The 26,950-nt window shown below is 72.6% G+C and carries 21 protein-coding genes and 1 pseudogene; 16 read left to right on the top strand and 6 right to left on the bottom strand.

Annotation, left to right across the window (positions count from 1 at the left end; translation table 11 throughout):
* Positions 1-120: 120 nt before the first annotated feature.
* The 5 genes from LE548_RS24640 to LE548_RS24615 all read left to right on the top strand — a co-directional run bounded on the left by LE548_RS24640 (position 121) and on the right by LE548_RS24615 (position 4,721).
* Positions 121-2,616, top strand: coding sequence for an SUKH-4 family immunity protein (locus LE548_RS24640; protein ID WP_374116171.1), 2,496 nt, complete (start codon positions 121-123; stop codon positions 2,614-2,616).
* Between the two features lie 383 nt (positions 2,617-2,999).
* Positions 3,000-3,236 (top strand): hypothetical protein, encoded by a 237-nt coding sequence (locus LE548_RS46100; protein ID WP_225099125.1) that lies wholly within the window; start codon positions 3,000-3,002, stop codon positions 3,234-3,236.
* A gap of 121 nt (positions 3,237-3,357) precedes the next feature.
* A complete protein-coding gene (locus LE548_RS24625; protein WP_225099124.1) occupies positions 3,358-3,537 on the top strand; it encodes an EthD family reductase in 180 nt (59 codons plus the stop codon).
* Entirely contained in the window at positions 3,531-3,674 is a 144-nt protein-coding gene (locus tag LE548_RS24620) for a hypothetical protein (RefSeq protein WP_225099123.1), read from the top strand. The genes LE548_RS24625 and LE548_RS24620 overlap by 7 nt, the downstream gene beginning before the upstream one ends.
* A gap of 174 nt (positions 3,675-3,848) precedes the next feature.
* Complete coding sequence (locus LE548_RS24615) at positions 3,849-4,721, top strand: cellulose-binding protein (protein ID WP_225099122.1); 873 nt, start codon at positions 3,849-3,851, stop codon at positions 4,719-4,721.
* Positions 4,722-4,746: 25 nt separating this feature from the next.
* Here the strand turns inward: LE548_RS24615 and LE548_RS24610 are convergent, their stop codons facing one another.
* The 3 genes from LE548_RS24610 to LE548_RS24600 all read right to left on the bottom strand — a co-directional run bounded on the left by LE548_RS24610 (position 4,747) and on the right by LE548_RS24600 (position 8,547).
* Positions 4,747-6,327 (bottom strand): cation acetate symporter, encoded by a 1,581-nt coding sequence (locus tag LE548_RS24610; RefSeq protein WP_225099239.1) that lies wholly within the window; start codon positions 6,325-6,327, stop codon positions 4,747-4,749.
* Positions 6,328-6,386: 59 nt separating this feature from the next.
* Complete coding sequence (locus LE548_RS24605) at positions 6,387-6,791, bottom strand: DUF485 domain-containing protein (protein WP_225099121.1); 405 nt, start codon at positions 6,789-6,791, stop codon at positions 6,387-6,389.
* A 238-nt stretch (positions 6,792-7,029) separates the two neighbouring features.
* Positions 7,030-8,547 carry an MFS transporter gene (locus LE548_RS24600; RefSeq protein ID WP_225099120.1) on the bottom strand — a complete coding sequence of 506 codons (1,518 nt, stop codon included), beginning with the start codon at positions 8,545-8,547 and terminating at the stop codon, positions 7,030-7,032.
* A 488-nt stretch (positions 8,548-9,035) separates the two neighbouring features.
* On the opposite strand from LE548_RS24600, the gene LE548_RS24595 reads away from it, so the two are divergent.
* The 4 genes from LE548_RS24595 (at position 9,036) to LE548_RS46590 (ending at position 16,347) form a co-directional block, all read left to right on the top strand.
* Complete coding sequence (locus LE548_RS24595; protein ID WP_225099119.1) at positions 9,036-9,824, top strand: ABC transporter ATP-binding protein; 789 nt, start codon at positions 9,036-9,038, stop codon at positions 9,822-9,824.
* Positions 9,821-12,403, top strand: a complete 2,583-nt coding sequence (locus LE548_RS24590) for an ABC transporter permease (RefSeq protein WP_225099118.1) — start codon at positions 9,821-9,823, stop codon at positions 12,401-12,403. Before LE548_RS24595 ends, LE548_RS24590 begins: the two co-directional genes overlap by 4 nt.
* Before the next feature lie 283 nt (positions 12,404-12,686).
* On the top strand, positions 12,687-16,220 hold the full coding sequence (mfd, locus tag LE548_RS24585; protein WP_225099117.1) for a transcription-repair coupling factor: 3,534 nt from the start codon (positions 12,687-12,689) through the stop codon (positions 16,218-16,220).
* 13 nt (positions 16,221-16,233) lie between these two features.
* Complete coding sequence (locus LE548_RS46590; protein ID WP_374116169.1) at positions 16,234-16,347, top strand: MerR family DNA-binding transcriptional regulator; 114 nt, start codon at positions 16,234-16,236, stop codon at positions 16,345-16,347.
* On the opposite strand, the pseudogene LE548_RS24580 reads toward LE548_RS46590, so the two are convergent.
* Positions 16,299-16,646 (bottom strand): annotated as a pseudogene (locus tag LE548_RS24580) (SDR family oxidoreductase); the annotation flags it as partial. The gene LE548_RS46590 and the pseudogene LE548_RS24580 overlap by 49 nt on opposite strands.
* A 243-nt stretch (positions 16,647-16,889) precedes the next feature.
* On the opposite strand from LE548_RS24580, the gene LE548_RS24575 reads away from it, so the two are divergent.
* Positions 16,890-17,606 (top strand): HNH endonuclease family protein, encoded by a 717-nt coding sequence (locus LE548_RS24575; RefSeq protein WP_225099116.1) that lies wholly within the window; start codon positions 16,890-16,892, stop codon positions 17,604-17,606.
* 76 nt (positions 17,607-17,682) lie between these two features.
* Positions 17,683-18,426, top strand: a complete 744-nt coding sequence (locus tag LE548_RS24570; protein WP_225099115.1) for an N-acetyltransferase — start codon at positions 17,683-17,685, stop codon at positions 18,424-18,426.
* Between the two features lie 78 nt (positions 18,427-18,504).
* Here LE548_RS24570 and LE548_RS24565 read toward each other — a convergent pair whose 3' ends face one another.
* Positions 18,505-19,230, bottom strand: a complete 726-nt coding sequence (locus tag LE548_RS24565) for a hypothetical protein (RefSeq protein WP_225099114.1) — start codon at positions 19,228-19,230, stop codon at positions 18,505-18,507.
* Positions 19,231-19,313: 83 nt separating this feature from the next.
* The gene (locus LE548_RS24560) at positions 19,314-20,015 is read right to left on the bottom strand and encodes a hypothetical protein (protein WP_225099113.1); all 702 of its coding nucleotides are present in this window, start codon (positions 20,013-20,015) and stop codon (positions 19,314-19,316) included.
* Positions 20,016-20,203: 188 nt separating this feature from the next.
* Between LE548_RS24560 and LE548_RS24555 the strand changes: the two genes are divergently transcribed.
* The 5 genes from LE548_RS24555 to LE548_RS24535 all read left to right on the top strand — a co-directional run bounded on the left by LE548_RS24555 (position 20,204) and on the right by LE548_RS24535 (position 26,827).
* Positions 20,204-22,840, top strand: coding sequence for an N-6 DNA methylase (locus tag LE548_RS24555; protein ID WP_225099112.1), 2,637 nt, complete (start codon positions 20,204-20,206; stop codon positions 22,838-22,840).
* A 111-nt stretch (positions 22,841-22,951) separates the two neighbouring features.
* On the top strand, positions 22,952-23,590 hold the full coding sequence (locus LE548_RS24550; RefSeq protein ID WP_225099111.1) for a hypothetical protein: 639 nt from the start codon (positions 22,952-22,954) through the stop codon (positions 23,588-23,590).
* 38 nt (positions 23,591-23,628) lie between these two features.
* Positions 23,629-25,122: a serine/threonine-protein kinase gene (locus LE548_RS24545; protein WP_263636536.1), complete on the top strand. Its 1,494-nt coding sequence runs from the start codon at positions 23,629-23,631 to the stop codon at positions 25,120-25,122.
* Between the two features lie 71 nt (positions 25,123-25,193).
* Positions 25,194-26,021 (top strand): glycoside hydrolase domain-containing protein, encoded by an 828-nt coding sequence (locus LE548_RS24540; RefSeq protein WP_225099109.1) that lies wholly within the window; start codon positions 25,194-25,196, stop codon positions 26,019-26,021.
* Between the two features lie 149 nt (positions 26,022-26,170).
* Positions 26,171-26,827: a SurA N-terminal domain-containing protein gene (locus LE548_RS24535; RefSeq protein ID WP_225099238.1), complete on the top strand. Its 657-nt coding sequence runs from the start codon at positions 26,171-26,173 to the stop codon at positions 26,825-26,827.
* The last annotated feature ends 123 nt before the right edge of the window (positions 26,828-26,950 follow it).

The following is a 26,950-nucleotide window of genomic DNA, read 5'->3' as shown; positions in this document are numbered from 1 at the left end:
GGGGCGCCTGCTTCCGGAGATGCGCGTCCGGTGGGTGTTCCGGCGGCGGATGTGCCGGTGGGCGCCACGCCGTGGGCCGGTACGGACACGAACGCGGACTCCGGCGACGACGACCGTTCCGTGCCGTTGCCCGCGACGGTGTTCGCGCCCCCGCTGAGCGATTCCGACGAGGCTCCGCGGCCGCCGGTGTCCACGCCGGAGGCGAAGACGGCTTTGATGTCGGGAGGCAGCCAGCTGCCGCCGACGGCGGTCGCACCGGCGCTGGACGCGTCCCAGCTGCCGGGTGTGCAGGGCGGTCAGTCCGCCCCGGGTGGCGCGCCGGGGGCGCCCGGTGTCGCGTACGCGCCGGGCGCGCCTGGTGCACCCGGGGTCCCCGCGGCTCCTGCCGCGCAGGGCATGCCGGGCGTGCCGGGCGTACCGCCGGGCAGCACGCCTCCGCCTTCGCCGCTGGGTACACCCCCGTACGCCTATCCGCAGGCGCCGGGCGCACCTGGCACGCCCCCGTCGGGCGTACCCGGCTACCCACCGGCGTCCGGCGCCCCGCTCCCGCCCCCCGGCACGCCGGGCGCGCCAGGCGTGCAGGGTGTGCAGGGTGTGCCGCCGGGCAGCACGCCTCCGCCGCCGGGTACACCCCCGTACGGTTACCCGCCGGCGTCCGGCGCCCCGCTTCCGCCCCCCGCCACGCCGGGCGCGCCTGGTGTGCCGCCGGGCAGCACGCCTCCGCCCGCGCCTCCGGGCGCCCCTTCGTACGGCTATCCGCAGGGGGCTCCGGGTTACGGCTATCCGCAGGCGCCGGGCGGTGCGCCGAACGCGCCGCAGGCTTCGGCGGACCCGGGTACGTCCGGGCGGCCGCTCGCGTCGAACGCCGGGGACATCGCGGACGCGGCGACGAGCAAGGCGGCACCGCCACCGAAGAGGGCGCGCGGTGGGGCGGGTGCGCCGCCTCCGCCGCCGGGTGCCCCTGGTACGCCGGGTGCGCGGCCGGGTGGTGCGACGCCGCCGCCCGCGCCGGGTGCGTCGGCGGGCGCGTACGTGCCGACGCAGCTTGCGCCGGCGCTCGGGCCGGAGGGGCTTGCGGGGCCGGGCGTTCCGGGTGCACCGGGTGCACCGGCCGGCCCGGGGAGTGCGGGCGGGGCGCAGGCGCCGGGCGCGCCGGGTGCTCCGGGCGCCCCCAATCCGCCTGCCGCGCCTCCGGGGAACGTGCACCAGGCGGCCACGATGCTTGCCGATCCCAGTCAGTTGGGCGGGGGCGCCCCCCAGCCGCCGGGCGCCCCGGGCTTTCCGGGTACGCCGGGCGCGCAGTCCGGTCCAGGCACCCCGGGCATGCCTCCCGCACCCGGTGCCCCCGCGGCTCCGGGCGCCCCGGGGATGCCTTCCGCGCCTGGCGCGCCGCAGCCTCCGGGCGCTCCCGGGGCTCCCGGCGCGCCGGGAGGTGGCCGGGGTGCCGTGCACCATGCGGAGACCATGCTGGCCGCGCCGCCGGTGGCGGGCCCGGGCGCGCCTCCGCCGCCGCCCGCCCCAGGCGCGCTCGGTGCTCCGGGTGCTCCCGGTATGCCTCCGGGCGCCCCGGGTGCTCCGCAGCCGATGCCGCCGGGCGTGCCTGCGCCGGGGCAGCCGGCGTACGGGTATCCGCAGCAGGGGCAGCCGACGGTCGGCCCTGGCTATCAGGCGGTGCTGCGCTATCGCGCGCAGGACGGCTCGGAGCAGCAGCTGATCCGGCGGTCGGCGCCGGGTACGCCGCACCCGGAGTGGCAGATCTTCCATGAGCTGCGGGCGATGAACGTGCCGCCGGACCAGGTGCTGGAGCTGCACACGGAGTTGGAGTCGTGCGAGCTGCCGGGTGCCTACTGCGCGCGGATGATCCGGGAGCAGTGGCCGCAGGCGCGGATCGCGAGTATCGCGCCGTACGGCACGGACCACGCGAGCCGGCAGCAGGGGATGCAGCAGTTGCTGGCGCACCAGGGCGAGTTGCACCAGGTGGCGGACGGGCCCGCGCGGCCCGCGCCGGTGCGTGCGCCGTTGCCACCGGTGCAGGCCGCGCCGCCCGTGCCGCCGGAGGGCATCGCGCAGGAGCTGGCGGCGGCGTTCGGGCCGGGGGTCTTCCGGTTCGAGCAGCAGGCGGTGTCGCGGCAGGGAGTGCCGCCGGTCGTGGCGCACACGCTGGTCGTGGCCGGCCTGCCGGTGGACATGGGCCCGTTCTTCTGGGCGCAGGCCCAGCCGGGCCGTCCGGTGCCGACGCTGGCGGAGCTGGCGGCCGAGCGCGGGGCGCAGCCGGCGGCGGACGCGGGCTCGTACCTGGTGATGGGCACCGACTTCGGCAAGGCGATCTGTGTGCAGTACGGCACGGCGAACATCGTGGCCGTCCCCGTGGAGGCGGGGCCGGGCGGTGCTCCGGTGCCGCCGCAGTTCGTGAACACCGGGCTGCCGGAGTTCGCGCGCTGCCTGGCGCTGCTCGGCCGGATGTGGCGGCTGAGGTTCGGGCTGAACCAGGAGCAGGCGGGCCGCTGGACCGTCGACTTCCAGGCGCAGCTGGCCGCGCTGGACCCGGCGGCGCTCGGTTCGCCCGAGAGCTGGTGGTCGGTGCTGCTGGAGCAGATGTGGGACGGGCTGCTGTAGCGCGCACCGCCCGGGTGCGAGCACATCATGTCCTTCACGCGCGTGCGTGAAGGACATGATGGGCCGGTGGACTTCGAGCCGTACCGGGGTGAACTGCTCGCCTGCTGCTACCGCATGCTGGGCTCGTTCCACTAGGCCGAGGATCTGACACAGGAGACGATGCCGCGGGCCGGGAAGGCGCGCGGCCGGTACGACCCGGCTCGCGCGTCCGTGCGGACCTGGCTGTACCGCAGGTGCGGCCGACGCCTGTCCGACCGCCCTGGAGAGCCGTGCGCGCCGCCCCTTGCCGTCCGGCTGGGGGCGGCCTCCGACGATCCCGGGGCGCCGCTGACCCCGGCGCTCGACGTGCCCTGGCTGGAGCGTTCCCCGAGGCGTGGTTCGACGTGGAGGCGCGCGGGGATCTGCGGCCGGCGCTGGTGGTGGCGCTGCGGTGGCTGCCGGCGCGGCAGCGGGCCGTGCTGGTGCTGCGCGAGGTGCTGGAGTCCGGTGGCGGTCGCCGTCTGCACACTGTTCAGGTGCTGACGGTCGCCGGCGGCAGGGTCGCGCGCAGTGTGGTGTTCGCAGACCCGCGCGTACTGTCCGCGTTCGCGTCCCCTGCGCCCGCGGCCGGCGCACTGTGAACTGGTCTTCCCTGGACGGAGTCGTGTCCGGCCCGGACGGGAGTCCGCCGGCCGGGTCGGAGTGTCTGTCGGCCGAACGGGTGGGGGCCGCCGTCCTCATGCGGTACGGGAGGGCGGCACGATGACCGCGCGTTTCCTCGCCCTGTACGAGACCCCGGCCGACCCCGAGGCGTTCGACCAGCACTACTGGGAGGTGCACATCCCGCTCGGCCGTCGGCTGCCCGGACTGCGCCGCTGCACGCTGGGCCGGGAGACGGTGGCGGTGCGCGGAGGCGGCCGTACCACCTGGTCGCCGTGCTGAAGTGGGACTCCCTGGACGATCTGCGCGCGGCGTTCGCCTCCCCGGAGGGGCATGCGACGGCTGAGGGTGCGGCGCGTCTGGCGGAGCTCGCGCCCGTTCGCAGCGTGATCATCACTGGTGAGGAGGAGGTGCTGTAGCCGGCCGTACCCGCCACACCGAGCGCGAAGTGCAGGAGTTCATACGTGACGTGACTGCGGAGTGTCGCGTTATGAACACTTACGCCCGATCCATCAAGATGTGCGCGAAATCATCGCGTCGCGTATGTCGTGAATATCCGGTGGAGAGGGGTCCCCAGGGTGAGCAGTGCATCGATGCCGCCGCACGGCTTCGTGACCGTTCGGGGGCGTGGCTACCGCCCCGATCAGGTGGACGCCCACATGCGGGCGCTGTCGCAGGACCGGGACGCCGCGTGGGAGCGCGCCGCGCGGCTGACCGTGCTCGCCCGAGACATGGAGGCGGAGGCCGTGCGGATGCGCGAAGTCGTCGCCCAGCTCGCACCACAGGAGTACGAGACGCTCGGGGAGCCTGCGCGGCGCTTGTTCCAGCTCGTGCAGGAAGAGGCGGCGGATCTCCGTGAGCGCACGCGACGCGAAGCGCGCGAGCAGGTCGCGCAGGCCGAGGCGCGCGCCGAGAGCTTGCGCCGGGAGGCGTGCGAAGCCGCGGACGCGCTCGGCGCGGAAGCCGACGAACGCGCCCGTCAGTGCCTTCTCGCCGCGCGCGCCGAGGCCGACGACATCCGCATCAGCGCCAGGCGCGAAGTGAAAGAGGGGCGCACAGAGGCGCTCTCGGCGTTGCGCGAAGTACGGCAGCGCACCACCGGCATGCTCTCCGAGCATTCCCGGGAGCATGCCGAGCGGTGGGCCGAGTTCGAGCGTGAGGAGGCCGAGCGGGCCACCGCGCTGGACGCCCGGCACGCCGAGCGGGTGAGCAGGGCCGAGACGGCGCTGTCCGAGGCCAAGCGGGCTTTCGGGGAGGCCGAGGAGGCGGCGCGGCGCATCCAGGAGGAGGCACGCGCGCGTGCCGTCGAGATCATTGCCGGCGCGCGCGTGCGCGAGGAGCACATCGCCCGCGAGACGGAACGGGTGCTGCGCGAGCACGGGGAGACCTGGGACGACGTACGGGCGCAGATGGATCACGTCCGCAGCAGCCTGATCTCGCTGACGGGCAGAGCGGCCCTGGAATAGCGTCCGGGGGCGCTCGGTACGCCCCTCAACTCCCCCTGCGCACCACCCCCGCCAGGATCCACCCCTCCACCGCCTCGTACTGGCGCCGCTGTTGCTCCGCCTTCGCCCGGCCGGAGACCAGCGTGCCGAGCCAGCCGAAGAGGAAGCCGGCCGGGATGGAGACGATGCCGGTCGTGGTGAACGGGAACCAGTTGAAGTCGGCGTGCGGGAAGGCCGCGAGGGGTGAGCCGGAGACCAGATTGGTGCCCGGCATGAGCAGCAGCACGGTCAGCGTGCCCCCGATCAGCGTGGCCAGCAGCCCGCCGCGGGTGTAACGGCGCCAGAAGAGGCCGTAGACCAGGGCGGGCGCGATGGCCGAGGCGCCCAGGCAGAAGGAGAGCGTCACCAGAGGCTGCAGGCTGTGGTGCTGCACCAGCGTGGCGAGCAGGACCGTCGGCACGCCTATGGCGAGCGCCGACACGCGCGCGAGGGCCATCTCGCGCCGGGGCGGCATCTCCCGCATGTACGCGGCGAAGACGTCGTGGGCGAGGGAGTTGGCGCAGGCGAGGATCATCCCGGCCACCGAGGCGAGCAGGGTCAGGAAGATCGCGGTGGTGACCATGGTGAACAGGAGGGTCTGCGCGGTCGACACGTCCGCGCCGAACGCCGCCCGGGAGCCCAGCAGATACGCGGTGTTGCCCTGGGGATCGGCGCCGGCGATCGCCGTACGGCCGACCAGGGCGGTGGCCCCGACGCCGACGACCGTGATGACCAGGACGAACAGGGCGGCGATCGACACGGCCCAGGACATCGATCGGCGCACCTGGCGGGCGCTGGAGGCGGTGTACATGCGCATGGTGACGTGCGGCAGACAGCCGCCGCCGAGCACGACGGTCAGCTCGGAGGCGATCATGTCGAGACGGGACCGGGCCGACGTGCCGAACTCCAGGCCGGAGTGCAGGAACGCGGGCCCGGCGCCGCTCTGCCGCGCGGCGGCGGAGAACAGGGCGCCCGGGTCCCAGTCGAAGCGGTGCAGGATCAGAACGGCGACCACGGTGCCCGAACCGACCAGCATCACGATCTTCAGGATCTGGATGAGAGCGGTGCCCTTCATGCCGCCGATCGCCGCGTAGGCGATCATCAGGGCGCCCAGTCCGACGACGCACGCCGTCTTCAGCGACTCGTCGGAGAAGCCCAGGATGAACGCCATCAGCTGGCCGGTCCCGGCGAGCTGGACCAGCATCAGCGGCAGCAGCGCGGCGATCGTCACCGCGCACGCCGTGATGCGTACACCGCGGCCCGGGAGCCGACGGGCGAGCGCGTCGCCCATGGTGAACCGGCCCGCGTTGCGCAGCGGTTCGGCCAGCAGGAACATCAGCAGCATCAGCGACAGCGCCGTACTGAGGGCGAGGACGATCCCGTCGTAGCCGCACAGGGCGATCACGCCGCCGGTGCCGAGGACGGTGGCGGCGGAGATGTAATCGCCGGCGATGGCGAGGCCGTTGCGCAGCGGGGACAGGGAGCCGTAGCCGGTGTAGAACGCGTCGAGGTCGTCGCGGTCGGGGCCGGTCATCACGCACAGCAGCAGGGTCACCGTGGCGACGGTGGAGAAGGCGACCAGGGACATGGACTGGGCCCCGGCGCTGAATCCGGTGAAGCCCCAGACGGCCGGCGAGGCGGCGGCGGTCACCGCAGCGCTCCGCGCCGGGCGTCCAGTTCGGCCTCCGCGCGGATGCGGTCCGCGAGCGGATCGACGTGCACGCGCGCGGTGTGCTCGTACAGGGCGATCGCGAGCCAGGTGACGGGGAGCTGGAGCAGGGCGAGCAGCAGACCGGCCGGGACGCCGTCGGTGACCGTGCGCGTCATGACGCCGGGCGCGCACGCGGACAGGACGAGGAACAGGGTGAAGTAGCCGAGCGCGGTGAGTGTGGCGATGCGCCGCTGCCGGCGGTAGGCGCCGCGCAGGACGCGCAGATCGCCGTGGCGGCCGACGGGTTCGCGGGGCGGGCGGCGGTGGGTGCGCGGCGGTTCGGGCGGCGGGGGCTGCCAGGGGTAGGTGAGATGTGGGGGATGCGGCGGGTCGTAGGACATCCCGGGGCTCCTTGCGCGGCTCGGGTCCGTGGCGGCGGACCGCAGGGAGGTGGGGGGTGGGCGGAGCCACGCACGCTACTCGCGGGTACCCGGGCCGCGCTGCCTTTTCACCGAACTGGCCGGTCGGTATGCGCTTACTACGTCAAAACGCCGCCCCGCCGGGGGTGTTACCCGCGTTAACCAGGCCTTTTGTGTGCCCCGGCCCGGGTCCACTCGCGGCACACACACGCGCGCGTGCTCACTCGCTCCGCACCGGGAAGCGGCGAGGAGCCAGCAGGAGCAGCACCAGGAAGGCCAGGGCCGCCGCGCCGGCCGCGCCGAGGTACACCGCGTGCACCGCGCCGGCGATCGCGCGCCGCGTCGCCTCAGGGGCCGTACCGGCGTCCAACGCGCGCGTGACGGAGTCCAGGTCGCCCGCGCCGCCGAGGCGCGCCGCCAGCACCCCGTTGGCGACCGCGCCGAACAGCGAGGCGCCCAGGGTCTGTCCGGTCTGCCGGCAGAACAGCACGGACGCGGTCGTGGTGCCCCGCTCCGACCAGCCCACCGTCGACTGCACACCGACGATCAGCGGCAGCTGGAACAGGCCCAGCGCGCCGCCCAGCAGCAGCATCAGCAGCGTCGGCTGCCACCACGACCCCGGATACGGCAGGAACGGGAACGCGAACAGAATCAGCGCCGCGAGGCCGATGCCGAGCAGCGCGGTGTCGCGGAAGCCGATGCGCCGGTAGACGTGCTGGCTGAGCGCCGCCGACACCGGCCAGCTAAGCGTCCACACCGACAGCACGAAACCGGCGGCCACGGGCGCGAGTCCGAGCACCGACTGGGCATACGTCGGCAGGAACACGCTCGGCGCCACCATCAGCAGCCCGAGCGCGCCGAGCGCCAGATTGACGGCCGCGATCGTCCGGCGCCGCCACACCCACCCCGGGATGATCGGCTGCGCCGCCCGCCGCTCCACCCACACCACCACCCCGGCCAGCGCCAGGCCCGTGGCGAACAGCGCCAGGGACGGCGCCGACAGCCACGGCCAGGCGACCCCGCCCTGCACCAGCGCGGTCAGCAGCACCCCGCCGGCCGCGAACACCGCGAGCGCGCCGGCCCAGTCCACGCGCGCGCGTGCCGTGTCGTTCCCAGGGTTCTCCGGCAGCTCCCGTGCGGGCTCGTGCAGATGACGGACGACCAGCCACAGCGCGGCGGCCCCGATCGGCAGGTTGACCAGGAAGATCCAGCGCCAGTCGGCGTACGCGGCGAGCACTCCGCCGAGCCCCGGCCCGGCGACCGCCGACACCGCCCACACCGTGGACAGCTTCGACTGGATCTTGGGGCGTTCCGCCAGCGGGTACAGATCGGCGGCCAGGGTCTGCACGGTGCCCTGCAACGCGCCGCCGCCCAGGCCCTGGACGACCCGGAACGCGATCAGCGCCGCCATGTTCCAGGCCGCCGCGCACAGCAGCGAGCCCAGCAGGAACACGGCGGCGCCCACCACCAGCACCGGCTTGCGGCCGAAGGTGTCGGACAGCTTGCCGTAGACGGGCAACGAGACGGTCACGGCGAGCAGATAGCCGGAGAACAGCCAGGAGAAGACGGAGAATCCGCCGAGATCGCCGACGATCTGCGGGACGGCCGTGGAGACGATGGTGGAGTCGAGCGCCGCCAGTGCCATCGCCAGCATCAGCGCGGCGACGACCGCTCCGCGCCGCCGGGTGTCCTGCCGCCGGCCGGCGCCGCCGCGTATCGCGGGTGTCGTACTCCCCACCGCACATCCCTCCCCATGCTTCCCGGAACTCCCGGGCTCCGGGCTTCCGGACTCCCCGGCTCCCTGCCGGAACCTACCCCGTGCCCCTTGCAGCTATCTGCGCCCCGAAAGCCTGCCACGAGCAGCCCGACTTGACCCTGACGCGACGGGAGGGTGGAGGCTCGGGGCGTCGAAGGGTGGAGGCGACCCCGAGGCGGGCTCCGCCCCGGGGTGGAGGACCCCTAGGGGTGTCTCCGTACCAGGACCCGGGGAGGGTTCGTCCCGGCGGAGGAGGAGACCGCCCCTGGGCGGTCCTTAACCTGGCTTTACGCCGCTGGGGGGCGGCTGACCGCACCGGAGGGGTGGGGTTTTCCCCACGGAAAGACGGGGCTTCGCACCAGCGCGCGGCACCCCCGCCGGCCGCGAGACTCATCGACGTCAGACCAGGGCGCCACCGTGGCGCACCGGGCACCACCCATCGACCTGTCGACCGGCAGAGGAGACATACCGTGACATCGGCTGTGACCATTCCCAGGCACGGGGGTACTGGAGGGACTACGGCCGTTGCCGCGCGGGCGCGGCAGGTCGTGAAGGCCTACGGGTCGGGGGAGACCCGTGTCGTCGCCCTCGACCAGGTCGACGTGGACATCGCCCGCGGCCAGTTCACCGCGATCATGGGCCCCTCGGGGTCCGGCAAGTCCACCCTGATGCACTGCCTCGCCGGCCTCGACACCGTCACCTCCGGGCAGATCTACCTGGACGAGACCGAGATCACCGGCTTGAAGGACAAGAAGCTCACCCAGCTGCGCCGGGACCGGATCGGCTTCATCTTCCAGGCGTTCAACCTGCTGCCGACGCTGAACGCGCTGGAGAACATCACGCTGCCCATGGACATAGCGGGCCGCAAGCCCGACAAGGCGTGGCTGGACCGCGTGGTGGAGACCGTCGGTCTCGCCGGGCGGCTCAAGCACCGGCCGACCCAGCTCTCCGGCGGACAGCAGCAGCGTGTCGCCGTGGCCCGCGCGCTCGCCGCCCGCCCGGAGATCATCTTCGGGGACGAGCCGACCGGAAACCTCGACTCGCGCGCGGGGGCGGAGGTTCTCGGCTTCCTGCGCCGCTCGGTGGACGAACTCGGCCAGACCATCGTGATGGTCACGCACGACCCGGTGGCCGCCTCCTACGCGGACCGCGTGCTGTACCTCGCCGACGGCCGGATCGTCGACGAGATGTACCAGCCGACGGCCGATCAGGTCCTGGACCGCATGAAGGACTTCGACGCCCGGGGACGTACGTCATGACCGTCCTGAAGACCTCGATGCGCAACTTCTTCGCGCACAAGGGCCGGATGGCGCTGTCGGCGGTCGCGGTCCTGCTGTCGGTGGCGTTCGTGTGCGGCACGCTGGTGTTCACCGACACCATGAACACCACCTTCGACAAGCTGTTCCAGGCCACGTCGTCGGACGTGACGGTCAGCGCGAAGGGCTCCTCCGACACCGGCGAGACGGTCTCCCGCACCGGCAAGCCGCCGGTGATGCCGGCCTCCGTGGTCGGCACGGTCCGCGGCACCAAGGGCGTCCGGTCCGCCGAGGGCACGGTGTTCTCCACCTCGGTCACCGTGATCGACGCCAAGAAGGACAAGCTCTCGCCGAGCAGCGGCGCCCCGACCATCGTGGGCAGCTGGAACGGCAACGACGCCCGCACCATGAAGGTCACCTCCGGTACGGCGCCGAAGGGCCCGGACCAGGTCATGGTCGACGAGGACACCGCCGACAAGCACCACCTGAAGATCGGTGACGACATCGGCATCATCTCGGTCGTCGGCACCCACCACGCGCGCGTGTCCGGCATCGCCGCCTTCAAGGTCACCAACCCCGGCGCGGCCATCTTCTACCTCGACACCACGACCGCCCAGCAGGCCCTGGTCGGACAGACCGGCGTGTACACCAACGTCAACGTCACCGCCGCGCACGGGGTGACCGACGACCAGCTGAAGAAGGACGTCACGGCCGCCCTCGGCCACGGCTACAAGGTGCAGACCGCCAAGGAGGTCGCCGACGCCAACCAGAAGAGCGTCGAGAGCTTCCTGAACGTCATGAAGTACGCGATGCTCGGCTTCGCCGGGATCGCCTTCCTCGTCGGCATCTTCCTGATCATCAACACCTTCTCCATGCTGGTCGCCCAGCGCACCCGCGAGATCGGCCTGATGCGTGCCATCGGCTCGTCCCGCAAGCAGGTCAACAGGTCCGTTCTGGTCGAGGCTCTGCTGCTCGGCGTCCTCGGCTCCGTCCTCGGTGTCGGCGCGGGCGTCGGCATCGCGGTCGGCCTGATGAAGCTCATGGGCAGCATGGGCATGCACCTGTCGACCGACGACCTGACGATCGCCTGGACGACCCCCGTCGTGGGCCTGCTGCTCGGCGTGATCGTCACCGTCCTCGCCGCCTACCTGCCCGCCCGGCGCGCCGGCCGGATCTCCCCGATGGCCGCCCTGCGCGACGCGGGCGCCCCGGCCGACGCCAGGGCCGGCGCGGTCCGGGCCGTGCTCGGCCTGCTGCTCACCGGCGCCGGCGGCTGGAGCCTGTACGTCGCCGCCACCGCCGACAAGGCCAAGACCGGCTCCGGCTGGCTGGGCCTGGGGGTGGTCCTCACACTGATCGGGTTCGTGGTCATCGGCCCGCTGCTCGCGGGCGGCCTGGTCCGCGTCCTCGGCGCGGTCCTGCTGCGGATCTTCGGTCCGGTCGGGCGGATGGCCGAGCGCAACGCGCTGCGCAACCCGCGCCGCACCGGCGCCACCGGCGCGGCCTTGATGATCGGCCTGGCCCTGGTGGCCTGCCTGTCGGTGGTCGGCTCCTCCATGGTCGCCTCCGCCACCGACCAGCTCGACAAGACCGTCGGCACGGACTTCATCATCCAGGCGGACAACGGCCAGCGGGTCGTGCCGCAGGCGGTCCGGCTCATCAAGGACAACCCGGCACTCGCACGGGTCACCGAGTACAAGCCGACCCAGGCCGACTTCACCACGCCGGACGGCCAGACGCTCAAGGACACCGACATCACCGCGGCCGACCCGACCTACGCGACCGACCTGCGCAAGAAGACCGTCGCCGGGAACCTCAAGGACGCCTACCTGCCCGACTCGATGTCCGTCCACGACAAGTTCGCCAAGGCCCACGGCATCCACCTCGGTTCGAAGATCACCGTGGCGTTCAAGGACGGCGCCACCGCCCACCTCACGGTCCGGGCGATCACCAGCAGCGACGACGTGATCGACCAGGGCGCCAAGTACACGTCGATCACCACACTCGCCAAGTACGTCCCCGCCGCGAAGATGCCGCTCGACGAGCTGGTCTTCGCCACCGCCAAGGACGGACAGCAGGCCGCCGCGTACAAGGCCCTGAAGTCGGCCCTGCACGACGACTACCCGCAGCTCACCGTGCGCGACCAGACCGACTACAAGAAGGCGCTGAAGGACCAGATCGGCCAGCTGCTGAACATGATCTACGGTCTGCTGGCGCTCGCGATCATCGTGGCGGTCCTGGGCGTGGTCAACACCCTGGCCCTGTCGGTGGTCGAGCGGACCCGGGAGATCGGCCTCATGCGGGCCATCGGACTCTCCCGCCGCCAGCTGCGCCGCATGATCCGCCTGGAGTCCGTGGTGATCGCCCTCTTCGGCGCCCTGCTCGGCCTCGGCCTGGGCATGGGCTGGGGCGCGACCGCCCAGAAACTCCTCGCGCTGCAGGGCCTGAAGATCCTGGAGATCCCCTGGCCGACGATCATCACGGTCTTCGTCGGCTCGGCCTTCGTGGGCCTGTTCGCCGCCCTGATCCCGGCGTTCCGGGCCGGCCGGATGAACGTGCTGAACGCGATCGCGACCGACTAGCGGCGCCACCCTGGCCGACGGTCCCTCCCCGGGGCGTGCGGCCGACGACCACCGCATACGGGGGTTGCGGGGGAAAGACCCGGTGCCGGGGAGTCCTGCGGGACTTCCCGGCACCGGGTTGTCGTCTCGCCCCATGGAAGGCCCGCTGCGGCACCGGCCACCGGAAAGCGGAGTTGTCCACAGGCTCCGGCGCCAACCCCGACGGAGTCGTACGCTGGACACCCCCGGCCGCTCACCCGCGCCGGGCGCCTTGCGTTGCCCACCCCTCGGACGGAAAGCCCACATGAGCCTGCACGGTCTGCTCGATGCCGTCGTCAAGGACCCCGCCCTCGCGGAAGCGACCAAGGCGGCCGGGGACGGCAACCGCATGCACATCGACCTGGTCGGCCCCCCGGCGGCCCGCCCCTTCGCGGTCGCCGCCCTCGCCCGCGAGACCGGCCGCCCCGTGCTCGCGGTGACCGCGACCGGCCGCGAGGCCGAGGACCTGGCCGCGGCCCTGCGCTCCCTGCTGCCCCCCGAGGGCGTGGCGGAGTACCCCTCCTGGGAGACCCTCCCGCACGAGCGGCTCAGCCCGCGCAGCGACACCGTCGGCCGGCGCCTCGCCGTCCTGCGCCGCCTCGCTCACCCGAGCCCGGACGACCCCGAGACCGGCCCGGTCTGCGTCGTCGTCGCCCCCGTACGCTCCGTGCTCCAACCCCAGGTCAAGGGCCTCGGCGACCTGGAACCGGTGTCCCTGAAGACCGGGCAGACGGCTGACCTGAACGACGTCGTGGAAGCCCTCGCGGCCGCCGCCTACGCGCGCGTGGAGCTCGTCGAGAAGCGCGGCGAGTTCGCCGTGCGCGGCGGCATCCTCGACGTGTTCCCGCCCACCGAGGAACACCCGCTGCGCGTGGAGTTCTGGGGCGACGACGTCGAGGAGATCCGCTACTTCAAGGTCGCCGACCAGCGCTCCCTCGAAGTCGCCGAGCACGGCCTGTGGGCACCGCCGTGCCGCGAGCTGCTGCTCACCGACGATGTCCGCGCACGTGCGCGTGCCCTCGCCGAGGAGCACCCGGAGCTGGGTGAACTCCTGAACAAGATCGCCGAGGGCATCGCGGTCGAGGGCATGGAGTCCCTCGCCCCGGTCCTGGTCGACGACATGGAGCTGCTGCTCGACGTCCTGCCCAAGGGCGCCATGGCCGTCGTCTGCGACCCGGAGCGGGTCCGCACGCGCGCGGCCGACCTCGTGGCCACCTCCCAGGAGTTCCTCCAGGCCTCCTGGGCGGCCACCGCCGGCGGCGGCGAGGCCCCGATCGACGTCGGCGCGGCTTCCCTGTGGTCCATCGCCGACATCCGCGACCGCGCGCGCGAGCTGGACATGATGTGGTGGTCCGTCTCGCCGTTCGCTGCTGACGCGGCGGGCGACGCGGACACCCTCAAGCTCGGCATGCACGCGCCCGAGAGCTACCGCGGCGACACCGCGCGGGCGCTCGCCGACACCAAGGGCTGGCTCGCCGACGGCTGGCGCGCGGTGTTCGTCACCGAGGGCCACGGCCCGGCCGCCCGCACGGTGGAGGTGCTCGGCGGCGAGGGCATCGCCGCCCGCCTCGACGCCGACCTGGTCGAACCGACCCCCTCGGTGGTGCACGTCTCCTGCGGCTCGATCGAGTACGGCTTCGTGGACCCGGGTCTGAAGCTCGCCGTGCTCACCGAGACCGACCTGTCCGGCCAGCGCACCGCGGGCCGCGAGGGCGCGCGGATGCCGGCCCGCCGCCGCAAGACCATCGACCCGCTCAGCCTGGAGTCCGGCGACTACATCGTCCACGAACAGCACGGCGTCGGCCGCTACATCGAGATGGTGCAGCGCACCGTCCAGGGCGCCACCCGCGAGTACCTGGTCGTGGAGTACGCGCCCGCCAAGCGCGGCCAGCCCGGCGACCGGCTGTACATTCCGACCGACCAGCTGGAGCAGATCACCAAGTACGTCGGCGGCGAGGCACCCACCCTGCACCGCCTGGGCGGCGCGGACTGGACGAAGACCAAGGCACGCGCGAAGAAGGCCGTCAAGGAGATCGCCGCCGACCTGATCAAGCTCTACAGCGCGCGCATGGCGGCCCCCGGACACACCTTCGGCCCGGACACCCCCTGGCAGCGCGAGCTGGAGGACGCCTTCCCGTACGCGGAGACCCCGGACCAGCTCACCACCATCGCCGAAGTCAAGGAGGACATGGAGAAGTCGGTCCCCATGGACCGCCTGATCTGCGGCGACGTCGGCTACGGCAAGACCGAGATCGCGGTGCGGGCCGCCTTCAAGGCCGTACAGGACGGCAAGCAGGTCGCCGTCCTCGTGCCGACGACGCTGCTGGTGCAGCAGCACTTCGGGACGTTCTCCGAGCGGTACGGCCAGTTCCCGGTCAACGTCAGGGCCCTGTCCCGCTTCCAGACCGACACCGAGGCGAAGGCCGTCCTGGAGGGCCTGAAGGACGGCGCGGTGGACGTCGTCATCGGTACCCACCGGCTGTTCTCCTCCGAGACCAGGTTCAAGGACCTCGGCCTGGTCATCGTGGACGAGGAGCAGCGCTTCGGCGTCGAGCACAAGGAGCAGCTGAAGAAGCTCCGCGCCAACGTCGACGTGCTGACCATGTCGGCCACGCCCATCCCGCGCACCCTGGAGATGGCGGTCACCGGCATCCGCGAGATGTCCACGATCACCACGCCCCCGGAGGAGCGCCACCCGGTGCTCACCTTCGTCGGACCGTACGAGGAGCGGCAGATCGGCGCCGCCATCCGGCGTGAACTGCTGCGCGAGGGCCAGGTCTTCTACATCCACAACCGGGTCGAGTCCATCGACAGAGCCGCGGCCCGACTCCGCGAGATCGTCCCCGAGGCACGCATCGCCACCGCGCACGGCCAGATGTCGGAGCAGGCGCTGGAGCAGGTCGTCGTCGACTTCTGGGAGAAGAGGTTCGACGTGCTCGTCTCGACCACGATCGTCGAGTCCGGCATCGACATCTCCAACGCCAACACGCTCATCGTGGAGCGTGGTGACACCTTCGGGCTGTCCCAGCTGCACCAGCTGCGCGGCCGCGTCGGCCGAGGGCGTGAGCGCGGATACGCGTACTTCCTGTACCCGCCGGAGAAGCCGCTCACCGAGACCGCGCACGAGCGGCTCGCCACCATCGCCCAGCACACCGAGATGGGCGCCGGCATGTACGTGGCGATGAAGGACCTGGAGATCCGCGGCGCCGGCAACCTGCTCGGCGGCGAGCAGTCCGGCCACATCGCGGGCGTCGGCTTCGACCTGTACGTCCGCATGGTCGGCGAGGCGGTCGCCGACTACCGGCGCCAGCTGGAGACCGGCGAGATCGAGGAGGAGACGCCGCTCGAAGTCAAGATCGAGCTGCCCGTCGACGCGCACGTCCCGCACGATTACGCCCCCGGCGAGCGCCTGCGTCTGCAGGCCTACCGCGCCATCGCCTCCGCCAACTCCGAGGAGGACATCAAGGCCGTCCGCGAGGAACTCACCGACCGCTACGGCAAGCTGCCCGAGCCGGTGGAGAACCTGCTGCTGGTGGCCGGGCTGCGGATGCTCGCGCGCGCGTGCGGCGTCGGCGAGATCGTCCTGCAAGGCACCAACATCCGCTTCGCGCCGGTGGAGTTGCGCGAGTCGCAGGAGCTGCGGGTCAAGCGCCTGTACCCGGGCACGGTCATCAAGCCGGCCGTACACCAGATCCTGGTCCCGCGCCCGAAGACCGCGAAGGTCGGCGGCAAGCCGCTGGTCGGCCGCGAACTGCTGGGCTGGGTCGGCGAGTTCCTCGCCTCGATCCTGGGGTCGTAGGAGCCGGAGGGGCATGAGGATCGGAGAGCTGGCGGCGGCGACCGGGGCGTCGCCGCGCGCCCTGCGGCACTACGAACAGGCCAGGAGGTTGGTCTCCAGCAGCGGTCGTACCGAGGTACGGGTGTAGGTGCGCAGGGAGTCGGTGGTGACCACCCCCGCGTTGTTGACCAGGACGTCGATCCGGCCGTACCGCTCCAGTGCGGCCCGTACGACGGTCTCCGGGCCGTCCTCCGCGGTCAGGTCGGCGGGCAGCGGGGTGACGCCAGGGTGCCCGTCGGCGGTCTCGGCCAAAGGCTCCGCGCGGCGGCCGACGGCGACGACCCGGGCGCCCTCGGCGGCGAACGCGCGCGCGGTGGCCCGGCCGATGCCGGTGCCGGCGCCGGTGACGAGGACGGTACGGGGCTGCTGGGCGCTGTCGTTGTTCATGCGGGGATCGTCGGACCCTGACACCGGCGTCAAGGTCAAGCCGCCGGGGCGCGGAGTGACCGGGCGCACAGGTTCCGCCGTCACGCTCCCCCGGACAGGCTCCGCATGTCCCAACTGGGCCACGGATTGCCCCGAAGCACCCCTTCAGGTCTCATCTGCACTCGGGCGCTGGGCGGTTAACGTGAGGGAAGGAACGATTCCCCCTGTGACCGAGGGGGACCAGGCCGAGCGAGGGGACGTACCGTGAGGCGTCTGAGGGGCGGGGCGATCACCGCGATGGTGGTGCTGGCGGCCGTGACCGGCTGCAGCAAGGACAAGACCACAGGGGCCTCCGGGCCCGAGCGGTCCGGCGGCGGGGGCGCGGTCATGGCCGCCGTCGACTCGCTGACCGTCAAGGGGCGGGCCCCGCAGACCGGTTACTCCCGTGCCCGGTTCGGCACGGCCTGGGCGGACACCGACTCCAACTCCTGCGACACCCGCGACGACATACTCAAGCGCGATCTGAAGGACGTGAAGTTCACCGGCGGCACCTGCCGGGTCACCTACGGCCTGCTCGAACCCGACCCCTACTCCGGCAAGGAGATCACCTATCGGCGCGGCGCCAGCCAGGTCGACATCGACCACGTCGTCCCGCTCTCCGACGCCTGGCAGAAGGGCGCCCAGTACTGGGACGCCGGCAAGCGCATAGCGCTGGCCAACGACCCCCTCAACCTCATCGCGGTCGACGCGAGCACCAACCGCGGCAAGGGCGACGGCGACGCGGCCACCTGGCTCCCGCCGAACGGGGCGTACCGCTGCACCTATGTCGCCACCCAGGTCGCCGTGAAGAAGAAGTACGGCCTGTGGGTCACCGCAGCCGAGAAGGCCGCGATGAAGAAGGTCCTCGCCGGCTGCCCGAACCAGAAACTCCCCGCCGGCGGCAACCCGACCGAGGCACCGCAGCGCTTCAAGGCGCGGTGAATCGGCGCGGACAAGAGCGAGCCGGCGCGAACAAACCGGTACGCGCCCCAGGAGGCCGGCACCTACCGTGGGCGTCATGAACGTCCAGGTGAGCAGCATCGCCGAGCGGCCCGACCGGCTGCGCGCGGTGTTCGAGATGGCCGACACATGGCCCGAGTTCGTGACCAACGACCCCGTGGGCGGCGCGTGCTACGGCCGTATCCCCGCCGAACTGCCCGAGTACGTGCTGTTCGCCGAGGACCAGCACGGCGAGATCGTCGCCCACGCCTTCAGCGTGCCCTTCGCCCTCGACGCCGACGGCCGGGGCGCGCTGCCCGCGCGGGGCTGGGACGAGGTCCTGCTCTGGGCCTTCGCCGACCTGCGCCGCGGCACCCGCCCGGACACGGTCAGCGCCATCTCCGTCACCATCGCCCCGCACGCCCAGGGCCACGGCCTGCCCGCCGTCATGCTCGCGGCGATGCGGGACAACGCGCGTGCCCACGGCTTCCGCGAGGTCGTCGCCCCCGTCCGCCCCAGCGCCAAGCACCGCGAACCGCGCACTCCGATCACCGAGTACGCCCACCGCGTGCGCCCCGACGGGCTGCCGGAGGACCCGTGGCTGCGCGTCCACGCGCGCGCGGGCGCGCACATCGACTCGATCGCCCCCGCCTCCATGACGGTGGGCGCCCCGCTGGCGGACTGGCGCCGCTGGACGGGGCTGCCGTTCGACACCACGGGGGACGTCGAGGTGCCCGGCGCGCTGGTACCGGTGCGCTGCGAGGCGGAGCGCGGGTACGGCGTGTACGTCGAGCCGAACGTGTGGATGCGGCACGCGCTCTGAGGCGCACACGCGTGAGCCGCGACCCGGAGGCCGCGGCTCACGCGCGGTTGGTACACGGGCGGGGACGCGCCCCTTGGATCAGGCGGTCTTGAGGTCCTTCAGGGAGCCCAGGATCCGCGTCGTCACCGTCCGTGCGGACGCGGCGCCGTTGTCGCTGCCCGCCGTGGACAGCACGGTGACCACCGAGGTGCCGGAACGGACCGCGATGAGCGTGGTGCCGTTCTGCCAGGCGCCGCTGGTCAGGGACATCGTGTAGGCCTCGTCGCCGAGTCCGGACACGGACCGGCCCGCGAGCTTCACCTTGGCGTGGGCATCGGTGTCCGTGAACACGGCGCACTCGGCGGCGACGGACCGCAGATCCTTCATCACCGCGGCCGCCGACGTGCCCTGGAACTCGTCGATCTCCTGGGCCACTTCCTCGGTCTTGTCCTTGTTCGCGTAGTCGTTCTGCGCGAACGACACGCCGCCCTTCAGGCCGGTCACCTGGATCCAGGACGTGCCCTCCAGCCGGGTGCAGTCCGGCTTGCCGGCGCTCTTGCCGGACTGCGGGAGGAGCTGGCCGCCGCTGTCCGCGGTGCCGTCCGCCTCGGGGGTGAGCCCGGCCGGGAAGGCCGACGCGGGCGCCAGCGCCTCCTTCAGCCGCGTACCGGTGACGAGACCGGCGTTCACGTCCTTCGCCTTGGCCGGCGCGGCGCTCGCCGTGGTGCCGGCGGACGCGTCGGAGGAACCGGAGGAGCAGGCGGTGAGGGCCAGCGGGAGTGCCGCGACGGCAAGCAGCGTGGCTACACGGGACGAGTGGCGCATGACGATCCTTCAGAGGATGGTTGAACAGGGAGAACAGAGAATGGAGCGTGTGAACGGCGTGCGGTGTTACCGGCGGGTCCCGGTCAGGAGGCCTTCTTCCAGTCGCCGCAGCCGGTGGTCTTGAAGTAGGCGTCGCCGGGGGCGATGGTCACGACGGCGGTGCCGGTCACGTTGTCGTTGGCGATGACCGAGTCCGTGGCGTGCTCGGCGTCCTTGGTGCGCTCCCAGTAGCAGGAGTCGTCCTTGTTGCCGGTCGACCGGTAGGTGCCGGGCGCGACGTCCGTGCCGACCTTGAACATCCCCCCGTTGCCCTTCATCGAGGAGGCGGGCGTGCCCTTCGCCTTCGGGTCGACGGCCTCCCAGCCCGTGCAGCCGCTGGACTTGAAGATCTTGTCGGTGGCCTTGATCGTCACGTAACTCGTGCCGGAGACGTTGTCGTTGGCCAGCAGCGAGTCCGTGTTGCCGGTGGCGTCCTTGGCGCGCTCCCAGTAGCACATGTCGTCGGTGTTGCCGGTGGTGCGGTACGTGCCCGGCTTCACGTCGGAGCCGACCTGGAAGTCGCCGTCGCCGGCGATCGCGGCCTTCTTCGGGGCCGCCGTGCCGTCCCCCGAGCCCTTCTCGCCCTTCTTGCCGCCGGGCTGGTGCTCGGCGGAGGCGGAGGAGTCCTTGCCGCTCGTGCCGGAACCGTCGCTGCTCTTGCCGTTGCTTCCGGCGTTCGCGGACACGGTACCGATGACGACGACGCCCACAACGGCACCCAGCGCGATCTTGGCCTTCATGCCCATGGCGAATTCCCTCCCCAACGTGGCGGCCTCCCCCTCCGGCGGCCGCTCGTTCGCTGGGTCAATAAGAGCAGAGCGTGTGAACCGAGTCAACATGGTTCGCACGGTTAGTCTTGTACACGGCCGTGAATGCATCGATTCCGTGTACGCCGGTATGCTCGGCGCACACACGGGACGAGGGGAGCGGGGCCGTGCAGGAGAACGCGACAGAGGTGACCGCGGCCGGTATCGCCCGGCTCGCCGGAGTGGGCCGCGCCGCCGTCAGCAACTGGCGCCGTCGGCACGCCGACTTCCCCAAGCCGGTCGGCGGCACCGAGACCAGCCCGTCCTTCGCGCTCGCCGAGGTCGAGGCCTGGCTTCGCAAGCAGGGCAAACTCGCCGAGGTGCCGCTGCGGGAACGCGTCTGGCAACAACTCGTCGGCCACCCCGAGGGTCCGCTGACCGCCCTGGTGCACACCGGCTGCGCCCTGTTGCTGATCCACGAGCGCCCCGCGGTCTGGCTCGACGCGAGCGCGGGCTCCGACGCCCGCCTGGCCGCAGTGCTGACCGGCGCACTGGAGCAGGTGCTGACCTCGCGCTTCGGTGGGGCGCCGTGGGGAGCTCACGGAGGCGGGTACGGGGGCACGGGCGCGAGCGCCGCGGCGGCTGTGAACTCGGTGGGCGCCGGATCGGGTGTGAACACCTCGGGTGGCGCGCCGGGTGTGAACACCTCGTGGGAGGCGCGGGATGTGGACACTGCTCCGGCCGCCTCCGGCGTGAACGCGCCCTCGGCGGCGCTCGCTGCGGATGCGGTGACCACAGGCCGTGGTGCGGATGCGGTAGCCACAGGCCGTGGTGCGGACGCGGCAACCACAGGCCGTGGTGCGGACGCGGCAACCACAGGCCGTGGTGCGGACGCGGTGACCACAGGCCGTGGTGCGCATGCGGTGACCACAGGCCGTGGTGCGGATGCGGTGACCACAGGCCGTGGTGCGGACGCGGCAACCACAGGCCGCGGTGCGGACGCGGCAGCCGTACCCGATGGTGTGAACCCCGCACGCACCCAGCCCGCTGTGAACCCTTCACCAGCGGGGCAGCCTGTGAACACCCCGCCGACGGCTCACAGCGCGCCGACCCCGCAAGCCCCGCACGCGACCCCCACGCCAAGCCCCACCCCCACCCCCACCTCCGCCTCCGCGCACCCCGCCTCCGTGCACCCCACCTCCGCCCTGCGCCCTCCCACCGGCCCCCAGCTCCTCTCCTCCGTCTCCCTCCTCCGGGGCGCCGCGGAGCTGGCCGCCGAGGTGGGGGCGCGGCAGGCCTTCGAGTTCCTGGTGGGGCGGCACCTGGACGCCAACCCCCGCCAGTACACGCTCACCCCGGCCGACCTGGCCGGACTCATGGCCGACCTCGCCGGTCCCGCCCGTATCGTCCTGGACCCGGCCTGCGGCACCGGTGCGCTGCTGCGCGCCGTGGACGCCCGCCCCGACCAGGAGCTGTACGCCCAGGACAGCGTCCCCGAGCTGGCCGCGCTGACCGCGCTGAGGCTCGCGCTGCACTCCCGCGCCGGCGTGCGCGGTGCCGCCGGGGACACCCTGCGCGCCGACGCCTACCCGGAGCTGCGCGCCGATGCGGTGCTGTGCCACCCGCCGTTCAACGAGCGGAACTGGGGTCACGACGAGCTCGCCTACGACCCCCGCTGGGAGTACGGCTTCCCGGCCCGCACCGAGTCCGAACTGGCCTGGGTGCAGCACGCGCTGGCCCGGCTGGCCGACGGTGGCGCCGCTGTGCTGCTGATGCCGCCGGCCGCCGCGTCCCGCCGCTCCGGGCGCCGGATCCGCGCCGACCTGCTGCGCCGCGGGGCGCTCAGGGCCGTGGTCGCGCTGCCGGTCGGGGCGGCGCCGCCGTACAACATCCCGCTGCACGTGTGGGTGCTGCGCCGGCCCGAGCGGACGCCTGTGGCGCCCGAGGTGCTGCTCGTGGACACGGGCAGGTTCGCGAGCGAGGGGCGTGGCGGTCCGGACTGGGCGGCGGTGCGCGAGGCCGTCCTGGACGCCTGGCGGGCCTTCGAGCGCGCCGGGCGGCTGGCGGAGCGGCCGGGGCTCGCGCGGTCCGTGCCGGTCATCGAACTCCTCGACGACGACGTCGACCTCGCGCCCGCCCGCCATCTGCCGCCGGAGGCCGTGGCCGACGGCGCGGAGCAGCTCACGGCGGTCCGCGAGCGCCTCGGCGCGACCCTGCGCCTGACCGCCGACCTCACGCCGCCCCCGGCCGCCCCCGCGCCGGGCGCGCGCTGGCCGCTCACCACCATCGGTGAACTCGCGCGCGGCGGCGCCCTGGTGATGCGCACGGGCGGAAACGGCGGCCACGTGCGCGTGCCCGTGCTCACCGACCACGACGTCCTCGCCGGAACGGCACCCTCCGGAGCGCTTCCGGAGAGCGAGGAGGAGGCCGTGCTGACCGAGCCGGGCGATGTCGTCGTACCGGTGCTCGGCGGGGGCTCGGTGGCGCGCGTGATCGACGAGGCGACGGAGGGCGCCGCCCTGGGGCGCAACCTCGTGCTTCTGCGCCCCGATCGCACGGCGCTCGACCCATGGTTCCTCGCCGGCTTCCTGCGCGGTACCGCCAACAACCGGCAGGCCAGCAGCTATGCCTCCACCGCGACCCGGCTGGACGTGCGCCGTCTGCAACTGCCCCGGCTCCCGCTGGACGAACAACGGCGCTACGGCGCCCGCTTCCGCGCACTCGACGAGTTCGAGCGGGCGCTGCGCCGCGCGAGCCGGCTCGGGGAGCACCTCGTGCGCGGGATGTACGACGGGCTGACGGACGGGACGGTGGCACCGGACTGAGGGCCCGGCGCACGGCAACGGTTCGGTACACCCGGAACCGGCTGTCCGTGGCGGCCTATACGCTCGGACTCAGCACACACGTCCGCACGCATCAGGCCTCCAGGAGCAGCCATGCAAGGCCACGGCTACGCGCCGCCTCCGCCGCAGCCACCCTCGACCTGGGTGCTGGTCCTGTGGCGCGTGATCTTCGTGGCAGTGGCGCTTCTCAGCATCGGATTCCTGGCGTGGGTGGCGCCGCTGCGCGCGGCGATCGTGTCCCGCAGGCCCGCCGAGTGGTGGTTCTTCGGTGGATCCGTGGTGGTCCTCGGCATGTGCTTCGCACTCTTCAGCACCGACCACACCGACGACTTCAGCTCGCCGAACGGCACCCTGGGCATGAGCATGCTGCTGCTGAACGCCGTCGCCTGCACCGGCTACTACCTCTACGCGGACATACGCCACTTCCATCGACTCCGTCAGGCCTACGCCGGGCAGGTGCCGTTCGTGCCGGGCTACGGATACCCGCGGCCCGCGTCGCCGTTCACCGTGACGACCGCTCCGAGCAGGCCGAGCACGCCACAACTCCCGTACGCCCCGCCCCCGATGCCGCACACCTCCGCGCCCCAGCCGCATGTCCCCGCACCCCCTCGGCGTCCGGCGCCCTCCCACATCGAACAGGTGCGTGCCGAACTGGACGAGCTGAGCGACTACCTGCGCCAGCACGACGGCCGGCACGACGGCGGGCAGGGCAGCCACGAGGGCGGAAGGTGAGCGTGGCGACAGGACGTGTCGTCGCCGGCCGGTACGAACTGTCCACGCTCATCGGGCAGGGCGGCATGGGCCAGGTGTGGACGGCGTACGACCGGCGGCTGGACCGGCGTGTGGCGGTGAAGCTGCTGCGCCCCGACAAGGTGGCGGGCCACGAGGCGGACGAGCTGCGCCGCCGGTTCCTGCGCGAGTGCCGGGTGACCGCACAGGTCGATCACCCCGGTCTGGTCACCGTGCACGACGCGGGCAGCGAGGGCGAGGAGCTGTTCCTCGTCATGCAGTACGTCGACGGCGCCGACCTGTCCGACCATCTCGCCGAGCACGACCCGTACCCGTGGCAGTGGGCGGTCGCGGTGGCCGCGCAACTGTGCGCCGTGCTGAGCGCCGTGCACGCCGTGCCGATCGTCCACCGCGACCTCAAGCCGCGCAACGTGATGGTGAAGCAGGACGGCACGGTCACCGTGCTCGACCTGGGCGTGGCCTCGGTCATGGACACCGACACCACCCGCCTGACCCACACCGGCTCCCCCATCGGCTCGCCCGCCTACATGGCGCCGGAGCAGGCGATGGGCGGTGCGGTCGGCCCGTACACCGACCTGTACGCGCTCGGTGTGCTGCTGCACGAACTGCTCAGCGGCGACGTCCCGTTCGCCGGCTCCACGGCGCTCGGCGTGCTGCACCGGCACCTGTACGAGCCCCCGCAGCCGGTGCGCCGTATCCGCCCCGAGGTCCCCGAGGCGCTGGAGACGCTCGTCCTGCGGCTGCTCGCCAAGGACCCGCAGCACCGGCCGGCCTCCGCGCAGGAGGTGTACGAGGACCTGGCGCCGCTCCTGCCCGCGCGCGGGATGCCCACCGGGGCGCCCCTGGACCCCACGCGCCCCTTCCTGCGCCCGCACGCCCCTTGGCCGGACCGCGCGCGGACCCCCGCGCCCCGGCCTGCCTCCGTCGCGCCCGCGCCGCCTGCGGCCGGGAGGCCCGACGTCGCCGCGGCCGTGGACGAGGTCAAGCGGCTGCTGGGGGAGGGGCGCATCACCCAGGCCGTGGACATCCTGGGCGCGATCCTGCCCGCCGCCGCCGAACAGCACGGCGAGCACTCCCCGGTCGTACGCACCCTGCGCAAGCAGTACGCGGCCACGCTCATGGACGACGGCCAGTACCGGCGCGCGCTGCCCGAACTGCGCCGGCTCGCCGCCGAACGCGCCGCCGAGGCCGGCCAGGCCGACCCGCAGTCCCTGCGCTACCGCTACGAGGCCGCGCAGTGCCTGGAGCAGTTGGGCGATCCGGCGGCGGCGCTCGCCGAGTACCGCGCGCTGCTGCCGTACTACGAGAACCAGTACGTCTCCGGCGACCCGCAGCTCGCCCACGAGGTGCGCCGGCGCATCGGCCATCTCCTGCTCGCCCTCGGCGACCGGCCGGCTGCCCACGACACGCTCGCGCGGCTGCTGATGGACGTCGAGCGGCTGCACGGCCCCGGTCATCCGATGGCCCTGGAGATCCGGCGCACGCTCCAGTGGCTGGGCCAGGTGCGCGGCTGACGGGAGCAGTTGATACCTTGCGCTTCGCTCTGCCAGGTGAGGCAGAGGCGACATACGCAAGGGGTGGGCTCATGGCCGGGCATCGGCAGTCGAAGAAGCGCAGATACATCACCTGGGCGGTGGCGGGTGCCGCCGTGGTCACCGGAGCCGGAATCGCCGCGCAGACCTCCATGGCCGCCACCACGTGGCCGGCACAGAAGACGTTCACGGGGCGCGCGTTCGACACCTGCACCGCGCCCTCGCTGTCCGCGATGAAGGCCTGGAACACCGGCTTCTACGGCGCCGCCGCCGTCTACGTGGGCGGCAAGAACCGCGGCTGCGCCCAGCCCAACCTCACCGCCTCCTGGGTGAAGTCGGTCAGCTCGACCGGCTGGAAGCTCATCCCGATCTACGTCGGCGCACAGCCGCCCTGCCAGTCCGGCTCCAACCCGGAGAAGCTGACCGCGTCCACGGCCGCCTCCCTCGGCACCCAGGACGCCGCCGACGCCGTCACCAAGGCCTCCGCGCTCGGCATGAAGGCGGGCAGCCCGGTCTACCTCGACATGGAGCCGTACGACATCACGAACACGGCGTGCAACAACGCCGTGCTCACCTACGTGCGTGCCTTCGACAAGGGGCTGCGCGCGAAGACGTACCGCAGCGGCTACTACGGCTTCTCCAGCTCCAGCGCCAAGGCCATCGCGACCGCCACGGACAAGACGGATCTGCCGGGCAACCTCTGGTACGCGCTGTGGGACAAGCAGAACACGACGACCACGGACTGGCCGTGGGGCGCGACCCAGTTCACCAACCACAGCCGCGGCCACCAGTACCTGGTCAACAGCAAGGAGACGTACGGCGGCGTCACCCTCACCGTCGACCGCGACGCCTGGGACGCGCCGGTGGCCATCACCGGCTGAGTCCGCAGTGGCGGGAGCGGCGGGCGTGACGGTGCCCGAAGCACGCGTGAATCGTTGGTCGAATGGGTTGGCCCCAGCCTTCCCACTGCCTACCATCGATCACCGCAAGACTTTGTGCACCGTCGCACAATCTCCCCTTGGAGGTTTCCTTGCACCGCCGCCGTCGCACCGCGTTCGTCCTCACCGCCGCGATCGCCGCCGCGGCACCCCTCCTGACCGCCTGCGGAAACGATGCGCATCCGGGCGCCGCGGCCGTCGTCGGAGGGCAGCGGATCACCGTCGGCCAGCTGGAGAGCCGGGTCAACGAGGTCCGCAGAGCGCAGCGGGCCGCGGTGCCGGACGAGGCCCAGTACCAGCAGGTCCTCGCCTCCACCAGCAGCCTCACCCGCGACACCCTGCACAACATGGTCCTCGACCAGGTGCTGCAGCGGGCGGCGCACGACGAGGGCATCTCGGTGACCCCCAACGAGGTCGAGCAGATGCGCGCGGGCCTGGAACAGCAGGCGGGGGGCGCCAAGGCCCTGGAGACGGCCTGGCTCCAGAAGTACGGCATCGCCCCGGCCCGCCTCGACGACAACCTCCGGCTCCAGCTGGAGGCGCAGAAGCTGGCGACGAAGCTCGGCACCGACACCAGCCAGCCCGCGTTCTGGAAGGCGCTGTCCACGGCCTCCCAGGAACTCCACATCGACCTCAACCCGCGCTACGGCACCTGGGACGTGCAGAAGAGCAGCCGGGTGGACGCGAAGACACCGTGGGTGCGGGAGGTCACGACCAGCGCCGCGGGCGGAGCGCCGGCGATCGCGTAGCGAGGGCCGGACCACAGCGCCGGGGCGGGTGCCGGAACGGTACGGCAGACCGCCTCGGGCGCAGGCCTCGGGCATACGATCACAGAATCTCCCCGGCCTGTGGATAACCAAATCCGCTCTCTC

This window comes from Streptomyces sp. CoH27, from assembly GCF_020181035.1.
GTDB classification, from domain to species: domain Bacteria; phylum Actinomycetota; class Actinomycetes; order Streptomycetales; family Streptomycetaceae; genus Streptomyces; species Streptomyces camelliae.
The sequence above is the reverse complement of the archived record's forward strand: the minus strand, read 5'-3'. Positions and strand labels throughout refer to the sequence as shown.

Coding starts and splice junctions, on each gene's coding strand:
- LE548_RS24625 (WP_225099124.1), top strand. CDS start 3,358: ATGACCGCGCGTTTCCTCGCCCTGTACGAGACCCCGGCCGACCCCGAG.
- LE548_RS24615 (WP_225099122.1), top strand. CDS start 3,849: ATGCCGCCGCACGGCTTCGTGACCGTTCGGGGGCGTGGCTACCGCCCC.
- LE548_RS24610 (WP_225099239.1), bottom strand. CDS start 6,327: ATGTCCCTGGTCGCCTTCTCCACCGTCGCCACGGTGACCCTGCTGCTG.
- LE548_RS24605 (WP_225099121.1), bottom strand. CDS start 6,791: ATGTCCTACGACCCGCCGCATCCCCCACATCTCACCTACCCCTGGCAG.
- LE548_RS24590 (WP_225099118.1), top strand. CDS start 9,821: ATGACCGTCCTGAAGACCTCGATGCGCAACTTCTTCGCGCACAAGGGC.
- mfd (WP_225099117.1), top strand. CDS start 12,687: ATGAGCCTGCACGGTCTGCTCGATGCCGTCGTCAAGGACCCCGCCCTC.
- LE548_RS46590 (WP_374116169.1), top strand. CDS start 16,234: ATGAGGATCGGAGAGCTGGCGGCGGCGACCGGGGCGTCGCCGCGCGCC.
- LE548_RS24570 (WP_225099115.1), top strand. CDS start 17,683: ATGAACGTCCAGGTGAGCAGCATCGCCGAGCGGCCCGACCGGCTGCGC.
- LE548_RS24565 (WP_225099114.1), bottom strand. CDS start 19,230: ATGCGCCACTCGTCCCGTGTAGCCACGCTGCTTGCCGTCGCGGCACTC.
- LE548_RS24560 (WP_225099113.1), bottom strand. CDS start 20,015: ATGGGCATGAAGGCCAAGATCGCGCTGGGTGCCGTTGTGGGCGTCGTC.
- LE548_RS24550 (WP_225099111.1), top strand. CDS start 22,952: ATGCAAGGCCACGGCTACGCGCCGCCTCCGCCGCAGCCACCCTCGACC.
- LE548_RS24540 (WP_225099109.1), top strand. CDS start 25,194: ATGGCCGGGCATCGGCAGTCGAAGAAGCGCAGATACATCACCTGGGCG.